The organism is Leclercia sp. GHBNCSD (genome assembly GCF_055805075.1).
This window is the reverse complement of record NZ_JBQVYO010000001.1, coordinates 3,780,836-3,796,037: the sequence shown is the minus strand read 5'-3', so window position 1 is coordinate 3,796,037 and position 15,202 is coordinate 3,780,836. Positions and strand designations below refer to the sequence as shown.

At 57.1% G+C, this 15,202-nt stretch carries 15 protein-coding genes; 6 read left to right on the top strand and 9 right to left on the bottom strand.

Annotated features, from left to right (window positions below):
- Positions 1-87 precede the first annotated feature (87 nt).
- The 3 genes from ACT3IC_RS18135 to yobA are packed head-to-tail and all read right to left on the bottom strand — an operon-like array spanning position 88 to position 1,680.
- On the bottom strand, positions 88-426 hold the full coding sequence (locus ACT3IC_RS18135) for a YebY family protein (protein ID WP_103180045.1): 339 nt from the start codon (positions 424-426) through the stop codon (positions 88-90).
- 14 nt (positions 427-440) lie between these two features.
- Complete coding sequence (gene copD / locus ACT3IC_RS18130; RefSeq protein WP_159339512.1) at positions 441-1,313, bottom strand: copper homeostasis membrane protein CopD; 873 nt, start codon at positions 1,311-1,313, stop codon at positions 441-443.
- A gap of 1 nt (position 1,314) precedes the next feature.
- On the bottom strand, positions 1,315-1,680 hold the full coding sequence (yobA, locus tag ACT3IC_RS18125; RefSeq protein ID WP_103180047.1) for a CopC domain-containing protein YobA: 366 nt from the start codon (positions 1,678-1,680) through the stop codon (positions 1,315-1,317).
- Between the two features lie 136 nt (positions 1,681-1,816).
- Here yobA and ACT3IC_RS18120 point away from each other — a divergent pair, with 136 nt between their 5' ends.
- From ACT3IC_RS18120 to exoX, 3 genes are all read left to right on the top strand, one after another.
- Entirely contained in the window at positions 1,817-2,047 is a 231-nt protein-coding gene (locus ACT3IC_RS18120; RefSeq protein WP_103180048.1) for a DNA polymerase III subunit theta, read from the top strand.
- Positions 2,048-2,154: 107 nt separating this feature from the next.
- Positions 2,155-2,811: a nitrilase-related carbon-nitrogen hydrolase gene (locus tag ACT3IC_RS18115; RefSeq protein ID WP_103181103.1), complete on the top strand. Its 657-nt coding sequence runs from the start codon at positions 2,155-2,157 to the stop codon at positions 2,809-2,811.
- 24 nt (positions 2,812-2,835) lie between these two features.
- Positions 2,836-3,498, top strand: coding sequence for an exodeoxyribonuclease X (gene exoX / locus ACT3IC_RS18110; protein WP_103180049.1), 663 nt, complete (start codon positions 2,836-2,838; stop codon positions 3,496-3,498).
- Here the strand turns inward: exoX and ptrB are convergent.
- The 3 genes from ptrB to yebF form a co-directional block, all read right to left on the bottom strand.
- On the bottom strand, positions 3,480-5,561 hold the full coding sequence (ptrB, locus tag ACT3IC_RS18105) for an oligopeptidase B (protein ID WP_159339513.1): 2,082 nt from the start codon (positions 5,559-5,561) through the stop codon (positions 3,480-3,482). The two genes, exoX and ptrB, sit on opposite strands and share 19 nt — an antisense overlap.
- Positions 5,562-5,651: 90 nt before the next feature.
- Positions 5,652-6,299, bottom strand: coding sequence for a tellurite resistance TerB family protein (locus ACT3IC_RS18100; RefSeq protein WP_214422143.1), 648 nt, complete (start codon positions 6,297-6,299; stop codon positions 5,652-5,654).
- 87 nt (positions 6,300-6,386) lie between these two features.
- On the bottom strand, positions 6,387-6,734 hold the full coding sequence (yebF, locus tag ACT3IC_RS18095) for a protein YebF (RefSeq protein WP_325941140.1): 348 nt from the start codon (positions 6,732-6,734) through the stop codon (positions 6,387-6,389).
- 148 nt (positions 6,735-6,882) lie between these two features.
- Here yebF and purT point away from each other — a divergent pair, with 148 nt between their 5' ends.
- Positions 6,883-8,061 (top strand): formate-dependent phosphoribosylglycinamide formyltransferase, encoded by a 1,179-nt coding sequence (gene purT / locus ACT3IC_RS18090; RefSeq protein WP_420193708.1) that lies wholly within the window; start codon positions 6,883-6,885, stop codon positions 8,059-8,061.
- 104 nt (positions 8,062-8,165) lie between these two features.
- Here the strand turns inward: purT and ACT3IC_RS18085 are convergent, their stop codons facing one another.
- The 3 genes from ACT3IC_RS18085 to zwf form a co-directional block, all read right to left on the bottom strand.
- Positions 8,166-8,807, bottom strand: coding sequence for a bifunctional 4-hydroxy-2-oxoglutarate aldolase/2-dehydro-3-deoxy-phosphogluconate aldolase (locus ACT3IC_RS18085; RefSeq protein ID WP_473478481.1), 642 nt, complete (start codon positions 8,805-8,807; stop codon positions 8,166-8,168).
- Positions 8,808-8,846: 39 nt separating this feature from the next.
- On the bottom strand, positions 8,847-10,658 hold the full coding sequence (gene edd, locus ACT3IC_RS18080; protein ID WP_103180054.1) for a phosphogluconate dehydratase: 1,812 nt from the start codon (positions 10,656-10,658) through the stop codon (positions 8,847-8,849).
- 234 nt (positions 10,659-10,892) lie between these two features.
- Positions 10,893-12,368: a glucose-6-phosphate dehydrogenase gene (gene zwf / locus ACT3IC_RS18075; RefSeq protein ID WP_103180055.1), complete on the bottom strand. Its 1,476-nt coding sequence runs from the start codon at positions 12,366-12,368 to the stop codon at positions 10,893-10,895.
- Positions 12,369-12,691: 323 nt separating this feature from the next.
- On the opposite strand from zwf, the gene ACT3IC_RS18070 reads away from it, so the two are divergent.
- Both ACT3IC_RS18070 and pyk read left to right on the top strand, forming a co-directional pair.
- Positions 12,692-13,597: a MurR/RpiR family transcriptional regulator gene (locus tag ACT3IC_RS18070; protein WP_103180056.1), complete on the top strand. Its 906-nt coding sequence runs from the start codon at positions 12,692-12,694 to the stop codon at positions 13,595-13,597.
- 123 nt (positions 13,598-13,720) lie between these two features.
- Positions 13,721-15,163 (top strand): pyruvate kinase, encoded by a 1,443-nt coding sequence (pyk, locus tag ACT3IC_RS18065; RefSeq protein WP_180209320.1) that lies wholly within the window; start codon positions 13,721-13,723, stop codon positions 15,161-15,163.
- Positions 15,164-15,202: the final 39 nt, after the last annotated feature.

Below are 15,202 nucleotides of genomic sequence, written 5' to 3'. Positions count from 1 at the left end.
TGAAAAAAAGCGTTAGTCTCTCCTTAAACATAAAAACCGCAATGCTTCCGAAGAGAAGCCTGCGGTTTTTTTATTGGAAGCGGGAAGCTAGCAGAGCGTCTTCGCGCGCTCGATAAATGGCGCCAGGCTCATCTTTTGCCCCGGGTTTGCCGGATCGTCAATCTGAATAACCGAGATGGGCTGGCCGTTGCTTTTACCGCTGTCGACCTGCTGCTGCGCCACGTCGTTCAGGGGATACTGCACCAGGGTGCTGGGGTTAATGGCATAGAGCGCGTGTCCCGGACGGCAGGTCAGCATCACCTCTTCACGGTTGAACGCCCATTTGTCTTTACCCACTTCGAACCGGCTGACGGTGATCACCTGCGGAGCTGCCAGTGCCGCGCCGGAGCAGGCCAGCAATAAGAAAGAAAGTACTGTTTTTTTCATTGTATTCCACCTCGTCAGAAGGGTTCCCAGGTCGCGAACAGGCTGACTGCCGCCAGCACCAGCGCCCCCAGCACAACCTCACTCTGCGTCATCCTGATAAAATAGCGTTGCTCGCGTCCGTCGCCAGAACGAAACCGCGGCACCAGAACATACCGATTCACCAGGGCAATTACCACCATCATTACCACCAGCGCACATTTCACCAACAGCATTTTCCCCCAGGCCGAGTGCCACGGCAGCACCCACCCCTGGATCAGTACAATATTTGCCATTCCGGTGAGGATCACCCCCGCCACCGCCAGATGCCCGTAGCGCGAGAAGCGCATCATGGTGTGAACGGCGGCTCGCCGCCAGCGTCCACGGGACAGGCGCAGGCAAAACAGCAGCGGCGGCAGGCCCCCCAGCCAGCCTGCGGCACATAAAAGATGCAGGCCATGGTTGCTGCGCTGCATCAGGCCCGTTATCCCATCATGCAACGCCGCATGCCCGGTTCCTGCCAGCAGGAAAAACTGCGCAGCGGTAAAGAACAGCATCAGCAGCATGGTTTTTCCCGGCTGCATCCAGGCGACCCAGAGTGTAATCAGGGCCAGGATCATCTGCCATAACCAGATCCGTCCAAAATGGGTCGTGAGTACCGCCTGCCAGATAGATGGGCTGACCACATCTGGCCAGCCGTTACCCATCATCCCGCCCTGTAGCGCCAGCATCATCAGCGCCGCGAGCAGGCTGATAAACGCGATCTTTTTTTGCTGGCCGCGAAAGCGACGCACCATCAGCCGCCGCAGCGCAACGGGCGCCAGCCATGCACCGTACAGGGCATTGCCAAACAGCACCATCAGGGCAGCAAAATGCGCGAAGCGCAGCGTAACGTAGCAGAACGCCAGCATCTTACTTCACGCTAAAACGATAGCTGCCCTCGGTCTTATGACCATCTACGGAGACCACATGCCACTTCACCTGATAAGTACCCGCCGTCAGTGAAGAGGTCATCGGCACGATCAGCTGGGTCGGGTCTTTCTCGTTGCGTTTTACCGCCCCGAGTGCGACGGGCTGCTGTTTATCATCGGTGAGGGTGACGCCGCTAAAACGGGGTTCGATCCCCTCGGAGAAGTTCAGGGTCAACGCCTGAGGCGCCGCATCTACAGCAGCGTCTGCCGCGGGATATTGATGCTGTAAATGAGCATGAGCAAAAACAATGGGTGTCGTGAGCGTCGCCAGCAGCAACGTCAGGGTGCAGGTAAGGTGTTTAGTCATCACATATATTCCTTTTTGTTATGCCTGATTACCAGAGGATAACGCTGTATAATGGTCCAGTCGAGGATCATCCTGCCCGGGCTTGTCAACGCCCCGCCGTTTGGGTAACGTTGGCCCGCAAATGAAGGAGACGGTAATGCATATTAATCTCGCCACCCTCCCCCAGGAGGAGATGGACAAAGTGAATGTTGATTTGGCGGCCGCAGGTGTGGCGTTCAAAGAGCGCTATAACATGCCGGTGATCGCCGAAGTGGTGGAGCGTGAGCAACCGTCGCACCTGCGTGACTGGTTTCGGGAGCGCCTGATTGCCCATCGATTAAACTCCGTCAACCTCTCACGCCTGCCGTGGGAGCCAAAAGTTAAGTAAGCTTAACCAGCGTTACATTTCCTTACACCGTTTATGCCAGGATAGAAATCCATGTTATATTCATGGACTTTATGAATCTCTGCGACTCGGTGTATAAGGAAATCACGATGTCTCACTGGAATATTGCTGCCGCACAGTACCGCCTGAACCATCACCGCGTTGATGAACACATCGCGCATCACCTGCGTTTTATCTCCGCCGCCTCGAAGCTTGAGTGCAATTTAGTGCTTTTCCCGGAGCTCTCTTTAACGGGCCCTGCCCTGCCCGATGGCCAGCTTCCTGCTCCGCCCGACAGCCATCAGCTGGCGCCGCTTGTTGATGCCGCCTGCGCCCATAACGTCTCGGTGATTGCCGGAACGACCGTAGAAGTGAGGGGAGAGCGCCAGCCTGGCCTGGCCTGGTTTACCCCGGACCAGCCTGATGCTGCCCTTTATCCCCATGGCGCAGGGGCCTGCCTGGAGAGCAGGCATGGTGGCCTGAGTATCGTTGATTCTCACCCCGATTTGCCCAATATCGCTCCCGATGCCGCCCTGTTTACCCGCGGCATGGCGGTAAGTGAAACAGGCTGGTCAGCCACCTTTTCCCAGCTACAGCGTTTTGCCCATCGCTATGCTATCGCCGTATTGATGGCGAACCGTGATGGCGGGAGCGCGCTGTGGGATGCCCGTGGGCAATTAATCGTCCGCGCCGATCGGGGTGAGCTATTATTGACCGGGCGCTTTGTTGAGCAGGGTTGGCAAGGTGATATCATTCCATTACGCTAAGCCTTTTACGGCCAGGAGAGAGCCATGCTACGTGTCATCGACACCGAAACCTGTGACCTGCAGGGGGGGATTGTGGAAGTGGCATCTGTCGACGTTGTGAACGGGCAGATCGTCAATCCACGCAGCCATCTGGTACGTCCGGATCGCCCCATCAGCCCGCAGGCGATGGCTATCCACCGCATCACCGAGGCGATGGTCGCCGATAAACCCTGGATTGAAGAGGTGATCCCGCAGTACCACGGGAGCGCCTGGTATGTGGCGCACAATGCCAGCTTCGATCGCCGTGTACTGCCCGAGATGCCCGGGGAGTGGATCTGCACCATGAAGCTGGCGCGGCGCTTATGGCCGGGCATTAAATACAGCAATATGGCGCTCTACAAATCGCGCAAACTGAGCGTCCGGACGCCGGAAGGGCTGCACCACCACCGGGCCCTGTATGACTGCTACATCACCGCCGCGTTGCTGATCGATATCATGAACACCACCGGCTGGACGCCGGATGAGATGGCCGACATCACCGGACGCCCGGCGCTGCTGACCACCTTTACCTTCGGCAAATACCGCGGCAAAGCGGTGGCGGAAGTGGCAGACAAGGATCCGGGCTATCTCCGTTGGCTGTACAATAACCTCGACAGGATGAGTCCCGAGCTGCGTCTGACGCTGAAGCACTATCTGGGCGGATCCTGATCGACCTCTGCCGCCTGGCTGGTTAACGTCTCCTGGGCCAGGCCAACCAGAAAGGCATACTCCAGGGCCACCCCTTCGTAGGATTTGAAGCGACCGGATTTCCCGCCGTGCCCGGCATCCATATCGGTGCAGAGCAGCAGTAAATTATTGTCGGTCTTCATTTCCCGCAGCTTCGCCACCCACTTCGCTGGCTCCCAGTACTGAACCTGGGAGTCATGTAAACCGGTGGTAACCAGCATGTGAGGATAGGCTTTCGCGCCAACGTTATCGTAGGGGCTGTAACCTTTCATGTAGCGATAGTAGGTCTCATCCTGCGGGTTGCCCCACTCTTCATATTCGCCAATGGTCAGCGGGATAGATTCGTCCAGCATGGTGGTCAGGACATCCACAAAGGGCACCTGCGCTATCACCCCTTTAAAGAGTCCTGGACGTTCGTTAATCACGGTGCCCATCAGCATGCCGCCCGCGCTGCCGCCCATGGCAAAGCACTGTTTGCGATCGCCATAGCCCAGCTCCAGCAGTCCCTCGCAGACATCCAGGTAGTCATTGAAGGTGTTTTTCTTTTTCAGGAATTTGCCATCTTCGTACCATTTTTGCCCCAGCTCGCCGCCGCCGCGGATATGGGCGATGGCGAAGACAAACCCCCGGTCGAGCAGGCTCAGGCGGCTACCGCTGAAATCCGCGTCAATACTGGAGCCATACGAGCCATAGCCGTAGATGAGGATCGGGTTTTTACCTTTGCGAAAATGGTGCTTGTGATAGACCAGTGAGACGGGCACTTCGGTGCCGTCGCGGGCGACAATCCATACGTGCTCGCTGCGATAAAGATCGGCGTTAAACCCTTTCACCTCAGCCTGCTTCAGCACCCGGCGCTGCCCGGTGTCCATGTCCAGTTCAAACAGGGTGTCCGGGGTGGTCATGGAGGAGTAACCGTAACGCAGGCGCGACGTTTCCGGCTCGGGGTTATAGCCAATCCAGGTGACATAGGCGGGGTCGTCAAAGGCGATGCCAATCACTTCGCGGGTTTTACGGTTGATTTGCCGCAGGCTGGTGAGCCCGCGCTGGCGCTCTTCAACCACCAGCCAGTCGGTAAAGAGGGTGAAGCCTTCAAGCATCACCTGATCCCGCGGCGGGATCAGCACTTCCCATTTGCGTTCATCTCGTACCTTGGTCTTGTAGAGGCCAAAGTTTTTCCCCTCCCGGTTGGAGCGCAAATAGAAGGTGTGCTGGAAGTGATCGAGGCTGTACTCATGATCCTTGCGACGCGGCATAAAGCACAGCGGCTGAGCGTCCGGCAGCTCGGCATCCAGCAGCAGCACCTCAGTAGTGGTGGCGCTGGCGAGAAAAATAATCACATAGTGTTTGGAGGTGGTTTTATGCAGGCTGACGTAAAAGGTTTCGTCTTTCTCCTCATATACCAGTTCATCACTTCTCGATGAAGTACCGACCGTATGCCGCCAGACCTGATAAGGATGCAGGGTAGTGGCGTGCTTTTTGATGTAGTAGACGGTTTCAGAGTCGTTGGCCCAGATAAAGTCGGGTGAAACGTTATCGAGCATCTCCGGATACCAGTTGCCGGTCTCCAGATTGCGGAAACGCAAACCATACTGTCGTCGGGAGAGGTAATCTTCCGCCAGCGCCATGATGGCGTTATCCGGCGATACCGCCATGCCGCCCAGGGTATAAAACTCGCTGTGCGCCGCACGCTGGTTGGCATCCAGCAGCGTCTCCCACTCTTCCCATTCGGCGCAAAGTACCGACTGGCGCTGGTAGATGGCATATTCGTTTCCGGGCTCATAAATGTGCCGGTAACGATAGCCATTTCGACTCCAGGGGGCCGAGACGTCACGCTGCGGGACACGCTCAACCATTTCGCTGAGCAGACGATCCTGCAGCGCCTGCTGCGTCGCCATGATCCTTCGGCCATAATCGTTTTCGTCGTGGAGGTAGTCCAGCACCTCCGGCTTGGAGCGGGTATCGTCGCGCAACCAGTAATAGTTGTCGATACGCGTATCACCGTGCATGGTGAGAGCGTGCGGTATGCGTTGGGCTTTAGGTGGCATGGCGTTATGATTCTTCTACGTTTAACACCCTATAAGGTTGGCAAAACATGCGCACGATGCAAGCGAAACGGCTCCGCAAGGCGTAAAAAACTAGCCGGGGAGCGCTTGTTTTTGCTGGCGAATATCCTGCTCGATCCCATCCCGCACGTCTGCCGGGATTTTCAGCGCATCGCCCAGCGCATTAAGATAGCTGCGCTCCATAAAGTGATCGATATCGATAGCCGCACAGCTCAGGAAGTAAAGTTCGAGAGCCTCCTCTTCATTCTGGATCCCCTGGGCCAGACGTGCAGGATCGAGCGGCTCCTCAATAGCACGTGCCACCAACGCCCTGCCCTGTTCTTCCACGCCCGCTTCGCGCAACTGCTGCTCGATGGCCGCCCGCTCTTTATCGTCGATGTGGCCATCACTCTTTGCGGCAAAGACCAGCGCCAGGATCAGCCTTTCGCTGCGCACGTCCAGCGGCGACGCCTGCTGGCCAAACTGCGGCTCGCCCTGATGCGCGCTGCGAATCTTCTCTTTGTACTTGTTCCAGAGCACGGTACCGGCAACGGCACCGCCCCCGGCAAGCAGCGCGCCGGTGCCATATTTGCTCAGTAATTTACGCGAGGATTTATTCGCTACCAGTAATCCGGCCAGGCCGCCAAGCGCACCCGGCGTCAGCAGTTTGCTCAGGCCTTCACCGGATGACGACCCTTTCTGCCCGAGCAGAGACTGTAATTGATTCAGCCAGTTTGACATGTTTACCCTCACTTAACGGTGGATGAATTTCACAGCGTAAGCGAGGGGATGTCAGGAAATGTCTATGGCGACAAAAGAAGCGAAAATTCACCTCTTCGACGACTGATACTGCGCGCTACCCGCTTTACAGTCGATCTTCACCTGATAATGGATATCGGTGTTTTTGCCTCGCACCGTCAGCGGCACCGTCCAGCGCTCTTTCTCGCCTTTCACCTGCTTAGGGTTGATCCAGGCCACCGGATCGGCCTGTCCCAGGGTTTTCTGATCGTCCGCCCAGCGCACGATGCGGTTTTGCAGATAATCCCGCTTCACGCTGGCGGCAATACCTTCGGCATTCTGCCCTTCGCAGGTGGGAAATTTCACGGTTTTCTCCTCTGCGGCCTGCGCCGTCAGGCTGGCGGCCAGCAGTGCTATCGCTACCCCTGTTTTTTTCATCATGCTCTCCTGTTTTGGTTCAACAAAAGCATGGTCGAAAAATGCCGCGATGCAAATAACCCTCCGTCAGCGCGACAGATTTTCGCAACACAAGACAGACGCAAACGTTTTCGTTTATACTGCGCGCAACTTTTTCAGGGGAATCATTATGACTCGTATAGGAACTGCGCTGCGTCCGGCAGCAACGCGTGTGATGCTGCTGGGCTCAGGTGAACTGGGTAAAGAGGTGGCCATTGAGTGCCAGCGTTTAGGTATCGAAGTGATTGCTGTCGATCGTTATGCCGATGCGCCAGCGATGCACGTTGCGCATCGTGCCCACGTCATTAATATGCTCGACGGCGATGCCCTGCGCGCCCTGATCAATGAAGAAAAACCGCACTTCGTGGTGCCGGAAATCGAAGCCATCGCCACCGATACCCTGCTGGCGCTGGAAGCCGAAGGCCAGCGCGTGGTGCCCTGCGCCCGCGCTGCGAAGCTGACCATGAATCGGGAGGGTATCCGGCGTCTGGCGGCGGAAGAGCTCTCCCTGCCCACCTCACGCTATCGTTTCGCCGACAGCAAAGATGATTTTTTGCAGGCTGTCGCTGACATTGGCTACCCGTGCATCATTAAACCGGTGATGAGCTCCTCCGGTAAAGGACAGAGCTTTGTGCGCAGCGCCGAACAGCTGGATAACGCCTGGGATTACGCCCAACAGGGAGGGCGCGCCGGAGCCGGACGCGTGATCGTCGAGGGTGTGGTGCAGTTTGACTTTGAGATCACCCTGCTGACCGTCAGCGCCGTGGATGGGGTCCACTTCTGCGATCCGATTGGTCATCGCCAGGAAGATGGCGACTACCGTGAATCCTGGCAGCCGCAGCAGATGAGCCCGCTGGCCCGGGCGCGCGCCGAAGAGATCTCCCGTAAAGTGGTGCTGGCGCTGGGCGGCCATGGGCTGTTTGGCGTGGAGCTGTTCGTCTGCGGCGACGAGGTCATCTTCAGCGAGGTCTCCCCTCGCCCGCACGACACCGGTATGGTGACCTTAATTTCGCAGGATCTCTCCGAGTTTGCCCTGCACGTTCGCGCTTTCCTTGGTCTGCCGGTTGGCGGCGTGCGTCAGTACGGCCCGGCAGCGTCGGCGGTGATCCTCCCGCAGCTGACCAGCCAGAACGTCACTTTCGATAATGTCGATGCCGCGGTGGGCGCTGGCCTGCAGCTGCGTCTGTTTGGTAAGCCAGAAATTGACGGCTCGCGTCGTCTGGGCGTGGCGCTGGCGACGGGCGACAGCGTGGAAGAGGCCGTTGAGCGGGCGAAAACCGCGGCCGCCAGCGTGCAGGTAGCAGGATAAAAAAAACGGGCCGATTGGCCCGTTTTGTATGGCATTTGACGTTTATCGTAGGCCGGGTAAGGCGAAACCGCCACCCGGCAAAAAACGCGCACAATACCTGAATCTTACTGCTGCGCGCCTTCTACCGCTTCGCGCGCCAGCTTAGTGATGCGATCCCAGTCGCCCGCTTCCATGGCATCCGCCGGCACCAGCCAGGAGCCACCGATGCACAGCACGCTTTTCAGCGCCAGGTAGTCACGGTAGTTCGCCGGAGAGATACCGCCAGTCGGGCAGAAACGGACGTTCGCGAACGGACCTGCGATAGCCTGCAGCGCTTTGGTGCCGCCGTTCGCTTCCGCCGGGAAGAATTTGAACTCCTGCAGACCGTACTCCAGACCCAGCATCAGTTCAGACACGGTGCTGATGCCCGGGATCAGAGGAATGGAGCCTTCGGTTGCGGCTTTCAGCAGAGGCTCGGTCAGGCCCGGGCTGATGGCGAACTGCGCACCGGCTTCGGTAACCTCAGCCAGCTGCTGCGGATTCAGTACGGTACCCGCACCGATAATCGCTTCCGGCACTTCTTTGGCGATGGCGCGAATAGCATCCATTGCACAGGCAGTACGCAGCGTGACTTCCAGTACGCGTACACCGCCCGCAACCAGCGCTTTCGCCATCGGGACTGCGTGTTCCAGCTTATTGATCACGATAACCGGCACTACCGGGCCAGTTTTCAGGATTGCTTCTGCACTTGTATTCCAGTTTTTCATCAGAGTTTTTCTCTCGCCAGATCGATAATTCTTGTCGTCTTAAAACGTAATACAGGTCGCGCCCTGTTCTGCACCCGAGAGGTTCTCGCGTAACGCGCTGAACATTTCGCGTCCCGTTCCCACGCGCGATGCGCTCAGGTCAGGAATATGCGGCTTACGTGCGGCCAGGACCGCCTCATCCACCAGTAAGGTCAACTCGCCTGTCTGACCATTAACGCGGATGATGTCGCCATCGTACACTTTCGCCAGCAGTCCACCGTCGTAAGCTTCCGGGGTGACATGAATAGCGGAAGGCACTTTACCCGATGCACCGGAGAGGCGTCCATCGGTAACTAATGCAATTTTGAAACAGCGGTCCAATAATACACCAAGTGGCGGCATTAGTTTATGTAATTCTGGCATTCCGTTCGCTTTTGGACCCTGATGACGGACAACAACGACGCAATCTTTGTCCAGCAGACCGGCTTCAAAAGCCGGCAGAACATCATGCTGGCTTTCGAAAACCACTGCCGGGGCTTCAATGATCTGGTTTTCCACCGGCACCGCGGAGGTCTTCATCACCGCCCGGCCCAGGTTGCCGGTCAGCACTTTGGTGCCGCCGTGGTGGGAGAAAGGCTTGTCGAAGGTGGCGATGACGCTGTCATCCAGCGAGGCCTGGGCCCCTTCACGCCAGTCCAGCTCGCCCTCGTTCAGCCACGGCTCCAGGGTGTAACGCTGCAGGCCGAAACCGGCCACAGTGTTGACATCTTCATGCAGCAAGCCGCCCTTCAGCAGCTCGCGCATCAGCACCGGTACACCGCCCGCCGCCTGGAAGTGGTTGATATCGGCCGGACCATTCGGGTAAAGACGGGTCAACAGCGGAACCACTTCAGACAGATCGGAGAAATCATCCCAGTTGATCTGGATCCCGGCGGCACGCGCCATCGCCACCATATGCATGGTGTGGTTAGTGGAACCGCCCGTCGCCAGCAGGGCCACGATACCGTTCACCACCACTTTTTCATCCACCATTTTACCGAGCGGCATCCACTCGTTGCCGTTACCGGTCAGGCGGGTCACCTGACGGGCAGCGGCCGCGGTCAGCGCTTCGCGCAGCGGAGCATCCGGATGGACGAACGACGAGCCCGGCAGCTGCATCCCCATAAACTCCACCACCATCTGGTTAGTGTTGGCGGTGCCGTAGAAGGTACAGGTCCCCGGGGCATGGTAAGAGGCAGCCTCGGATTCCAGCAGCGCCATGCGGTCAACTTTGCCTTCGGCGTAAAGCTGACGAATACGGACTTTCTCTTTATTGGCGAGACCACTGGCCATTGGGCCTGACGGCACAAACAGCGCAGGCAGATGACCAAACGACAGCGCCGCCATGGTCAGGCCCGGGACAATCTTGTCGCACACGCCGAGGTAGAGCGCGCCGTCAAACATGTTATGCGACAGACCAACCGCCGTGGACATGGCGATCACTTCGCGGCTCAGCAGCGACAGCTCCATACCATCTTGCCCTTGAGTCACGCCGTCGCACATGGCGGGCACGCCCCCCGCTACCTGGCCTACCGCGTTGGCCTGATGCAGCGCCTTGCGGATGATATCCGGGTAGGTCTCATATGGCTGGTGTGCCGAGAGCATGTCATTATAGGAGGTGATGATCGCGATATTGTTACGCAGCATACTTTTCAGCGAGGCTTTATCTTCTGGCTTACAGGCGGCAAAACCGTGCGCCAGGTTGCCGCAGGCCAGCTGCGATCGATGGACCGTATCGGACTTCGCCTGCTGGATGCGCGCAAGGTAGGCAGAACGGGTCTGTTTCGAACGCTCAATAATGCGCTGTGTTACCCGTAACAAAGTCGAATTCATAGAAGCTCCTGTCATTTATCTGTCCGCGCTCTGGAATTAACAAAGTGTTTAGCAGGCGATAACATCGCTGAAACGCTTGATTGCCGGAGCCCTGGGGCAAAATCGCTGCTGGCAGTGTAATAAAAAAAGCCCCGGGTGGAAATCCACCCGGGGCTTAAATGATTAAAAATCGCACGCTGGCCTGAGCCAGATCATGTTACCGGTAAAATACCCCGTAGGGATTAGCGGTCCGCCTTACTCAAACTCGTTCCAGGAACGGCCATCACGGGTGATCATCGCCACCGAGGCGACCGGTCCCCAGGTGCCCGCCTGATACGGTTTCGGTGCATCCTGATCCGCTGCCCACGCTTCGGTGATGGAGTCGACCCACTTCCACGCCTCTTCCACTTCGTCACGACGGACGAACAGCGCCTGGATACCGCGCATGGTTTCCAGCAGCAGACGTTCGTACGCATCCGCCAGATGGGTCTGGTTGAAGGTTTCGGAGTAGCTCAGATCCAGTTTGGTGGTCTGGAGGTTGTGTTTGTGGTCCAGGCCCGGCACTTTGTTCAGCACCTGAATGTCCACGCCCTCGTCCGGCTGCAGACGGATGGTCAGTTTGTTCTGCGGCAGCTCCTGCCAGGACTCTTTGAACAGGTTCAGCTCTGGATTTTTGAAATAGACAACCACTTCAGAGCATTTAGCGGGCAGACGTTTACCGGTACGCAGGTAGAACGGAACCCCCGCCCAGCGCCAGTCATCAATGTCCACGCGGATCGCCACAAACGTCTCGGTGTTGCTGGATTTGTTCGCGCCCTCTTCTTCCAGATAGCCTGGCACTTTTTTGCCCTGCGCAAACCCGGCGGTGTACTGGCCGCGTACCGTCTTCTCACGCACGTTGGAGCGGTCGATACGGCGCAGTGACTTCAATACTTTCACTTTCGCGTCGCGGATGCTGTCCGCAGTGAGATCCGACGGCGGAGACATGGCGATCATACAGAGTACCTGCAGGAGGTGGTTCTGGATCATGTCGCGCATCTGCCCGGCCTGGTCGAAGTAACCCCAGCGCCCTTCAATACCGACCTCTTCTGCCACCGTGATCTCAACGTGATCGATGGTGCGGTTATCCCAGTTATTCACAAACAGGGAGTTCGCAAAGCGCAGCGCCAGCAGGTTCAGCACCGTCTCTTTACCCAGATAGTGGTCGATACGGTAAACCTGGCACTCTTCGAAGTACTCGCCAACCTGGTCGTTGATTTCGCGGGAGGTGGCAAGGGAGGTGCCCAGCGGTTTTTCCATCACCACGCGCGCAGGTTTGGCGTTGAGGTTCGCTTCACCCAGCCCTTTGCAGATGGCGCCGAAGGTGCTTGGCGGCATGGCAAAGTAGTTAATGGTGACGCGATTTTTTTGATCGAGCATTGCGCTCAGGTTGGCAAATGCCGACGTGTCGTTAACGTCGAGGTTGCAGAAATCGAGACGTCCGCTCAGCTTGTCCCACAAACTTTCATCGATTTTCTCTTTCATGAAAGTTTCCAGGGCTTCGCGCACGACTTTGGTATACGCGTCTTTATCCCAGTCCGCACGGCCCACGCCCAGGATGCGGGTCTCCGGGTGGATTTGACCCGCTTTTTCCAGTTGATACAGGGAAGGCAGCAATTTACGGCGTGCAAGATCGCCTTTCGCGCCGAAAATGACCAGGTCACATGCCTGGGCTGTTTGCGTTACCGCCATGTCATTCTCCTCAGTTGGATATCCTGGTGCTTTTGCCAGAATATCGTTGTAATTTTATTACAATGCACTCTACTGCTTTTACGTCATTCCCGAAACCATTTGCGCTTATCCTCCCGTGCGATACGGCGATATTTCGCCCGGAGCGCGCAGCAGCGAAGGTAAGGGCGATGAAACTGGTGAAACTTTGCTCAGTCACGCCGTTGCTAAAATCCGACAGCGATCAAGTAATGAAAAAAAACAACAACATTTTTTCCATGGTTTGTCCTTTTCGGACTATCACAGGCGTATATTCTTGCTAATTCGAATCGCGATTTCACCCATTTATGAAATCGCTTCCACCGATGAGCGCTGTGTTAATAATGAACATGCTGGAAAAAATCCAGTTTCAACTGGAACACCTTAGCAAATCCGAGCGAAAAGTGGCTGAAGTAATTCTCGCCGCGCCCGCTCAGGCCATTCATTCCAGCATTGCCGCCCTGGCACAGGAGTCCGGGGTCAGTGAACCGACCGTCAACCGGTTCTGCCGCAGCATGGAGACGCGCGGATTTCCCGATTTTAAACTGCATCTGGCGCAAAGTCTGGCGAACGGTACGCCCTATGTGAACCGCAATGTCGATGAAGACGACAGCGTGGAAGCCTATACGGGCAAAATTTTCGAATCGGCCATGGCGACGCTGGATCAGGTTCGCCAGTCGCTGGATATGACCTCGGTTAACCGCGCTGTCGATCTGCTGACCCAGGCGAAGAAAATTGCTTTCTTTGGCCTCGGTTCCTCCGCCGCTGTCGCTCACGATGCGATGAATAAATTTTTTCGCTTTAACGTCCCGGTTATCTATTCCGACGACATCGTGCTGCAACGCATGAGCTGTATGAATTGTAACGAAGATGACGTGGTGGTGCTGATATCACATACTGGCCGCACCAAAAGTCTGGTCGAACTGGCCCAGCTGGCGCGTGAAAACGATGCCATGGTGATCGCCCTCACCTCCACCGGGACGCCGCTGGCGCGTGAAGCGACGCTGGCGATCACGCTCGACGTGCCGGAAGACACCGATATCTACATGCCGATGGTGTCCCGTCTGGCGCAGCTCACCGTCATCGATGTGCTGGCGACCGGTTTTACCCTGCGCCGCGGGGCGAAATTCAGAGATAACTTGAAGCGTGTCAAAGAAGCGCTCAAGGAATCGCGTTTTGATAAAGAATTGTTCATCAAGGGTGACATTCCCTGATTTCAATTACAAAGTTGTTACTTTTTTCGGCATTCGGTAAGTTTGCTGTTGCTATTAAAGACGGACAACGTGCCGAATCATCGTTCACGCAACACCAGGTTGTTTTAGACAACGGAGTATTACATGTCCAGAAGGCTTCGCAGAACCAAGATCGTTACCACCTTAGGCCCGGCTACTGACCGCGATAATAACCTTGAGAAAATTATCGCCGCAGGGGCCAACGTCGTGCGTATGAACTTCTCTCACGGTACGCCAGAAGATCATAAATTACGTGCAGACAAGGTCCGTGAGATCGCGGCAAAACTGGGACGTCATGTCGCTATCCTCGGTGATCTGCAGGGTCCAAAAATCCGTGTATCCACCTTCAAAGAAGGCAAAGTTTTCCTCAATATCGGGGATAAGTTCCTGCTGGATGCCAACCTGAGCAAAGGCGAAGGCGATAAAGAGAAAGTGGGCATCGACTACAAGGGCCTGCCCGCTGACGTGGTGCCGGGCGATATCCTGCTGCTGGACGATGGTCGCGTTCAGCTGAAGGTGCTCGAAGTTCAGGGCATGAAGGTCTTCACCGAAGTGACCGTTGGCGGCCCGCTCTCCAACAACAAAGGCATCAACAAGCTGGGCGGCGGTCTCTCTGCTGAAGCCCTGACCGAAAAAGACAAAGCTGACATCATCACCGCCGCGGATATCGGCGTGGATTATCTGGCCGTCTCCTTCCCGCGCTGTGGCGAAGATCTGAACTATGCCCGCCGTCTGGCGCGCGACGCTGGCTGCGATGCCAAAATCGTGGCGAAAGTAGAACGTGCTGAAGCGGTCTGCAGCCAGGATGCTATGGACGATATCATCCTGGCGTCTGATGTGGTGATGGTTGCCCGTGGTGACCTGGGCGTTGAGATTGGCGACCCGGAACTGGTCGGGATCCAGAAAGCGCTGATCCGCCGTGCGCGTCAGCTTAACCGCTCCGTGATCACCGCAACCCAGATGATGGAGTCGATGATCACCAACCCAATGCCGACCCGTGCGGAAGTGATGGACGTGGCGAACGCCGTCCTCGACGGCACCGATGCCGTGATGCTCTCTGCGGAAACCGCTGCCGGCCAGTACCCGGCGGAGACCGTGGCTGCAATGGCGCGCGTCTGCCTGGGTGCAGAGAAGATCCCAAGCATCAACGTTTCTAAACACCGTCTGGACATTCAGTTCGACAACGTCGAAGAAGCGATTGCGATGTCCGCCATGTACGCGGCGAACCACCTGAAGGGCGTGACGGCGATCATCACCATGACCGAATCGGGCCGTACTGCGCTGATGACCTCCCGTATCAGCTCCGGCCTGCCGATCTTCGCCATGTCCCGTCATGAGCGCACCCTGAACCTGACCGCGCTCTATCGCGGCGTGACGCCGGTGTTCTTCGACAGCAATAACGACGGTGTGGCCGCGGCGAACGACGCCGTGAACCTGCTGCGCGACAAAGGCTATCTTGTCTCCGGCGATATCGTTATCGTCACTCAGGGCGATGTGATGAGCACCATCGGCTCGACCAACACCACCCGCGTGATGACCGTCGAATAATCCGACGGTTTCGCCGGGTGGCGCTGCGCTTACCCGGCC

Bases quoted from the DNA above. Each gene is read 5' to 3' on its own strand.
- ACT3IC_RS18100 (WP_214422143.1), bottom strand. From the start codon at position 6,299: ATGTCAAACTGGCTGAATCAATTACAGTCTCTGCTCGGGCAGAAAGGG.
- edd (WP_103180054.1), bottom strand. From the start codon at position 10,658: ATGAATTCGACTTTGTTACGGGTAACACAGCGCATTATTGAGCGTTCG.
- zwf (WP_103180055.1), bottom strand. From the start codon at position 12,368: ATGGCGGTAACGCAAACAGCCCAGGCATGTGACCTGGTCATTTTCGGC.
- yobA (WP_103180047.1), bottom strand. From the start codon at position 1,680: ATGACTAAACACCTTACCTGCACCCTGACGTTGCTGCTGGCGACGCTC.
- ACT3IC_RS18120 (WP_103180048.1), top strand. From the start codon at position 1,817: ATGCATATTAATCTCGCCACCCTCCCCCAGGAGGAGATGGACAAAGTG.
- copD (WP_159339512.1), bottom strand. From the start codon at position 1,313: ATGCTGGCGTTCTGCTACGTTACGCTGCGCTTCGCGCATTTTGCTGCC.
- exoX (WP_103180049.1), top strand. From the start codon at position 2,836: ATGCTACGTGTCATCGACACCGAAACCTGTGACCTGCAGGGGGGGATT.
- ACT3IC_RS18085 (WP_473478481.1), bottom strand. From the start codon at position 8,807: ATGAAAAACTGGAATACAAGTGCAGAAGCAATCCTGAAAACTGGCCCG.
- ptrB (WP_159339513.1), bottom strand. From the start codon at position 5,561: ATGCCACCTAAAGCCCAACGCATACCGCACGCTCTCACCATGCACGGT.
- yebF (WP_325941140.1), bottom strand. From the start codon at position 6,734: ATGAAAAAAACAGGGGTAGCGATAGCACTGCTGGCCGCCAGCCTGACG.
- ACT3IC_RS18135 (WP_103180045.1), bottom strand. From the start codon at position 426: ATGAAAAAAACAGTACTTTCTTTCTTATTGCTGGCCTGCTCCGGCGCG.
- ACT3IC_RS18115 (WP_103181103.1), top strand. From the start codon at position 2,155: ATGTCTCACTGGAATATTGCTGCCGCACAGTACCGCCTGAACCATCAC.
- purT (WP_420193708.1), top strand. From the start codon at position 6,883: ATGACTCGTATAGGAACTGCGCTGCGTCCGGCAGCAACGCGTGTGATG.
- ACT3IC_RS18070 (WP_103180056.1), top strand. From the start codon at position 12,692: ATGAAATCGCTTCCACCGATGAGCGCTGTGTTAATAATGAACATGCTG.
- pyk (WP_180209320.1), top strand. From the start codon at position 13,721: ATGTCCAGAAGGCTTCGCAGAACCAAGATCGTTACCACCTTAGGCCCG.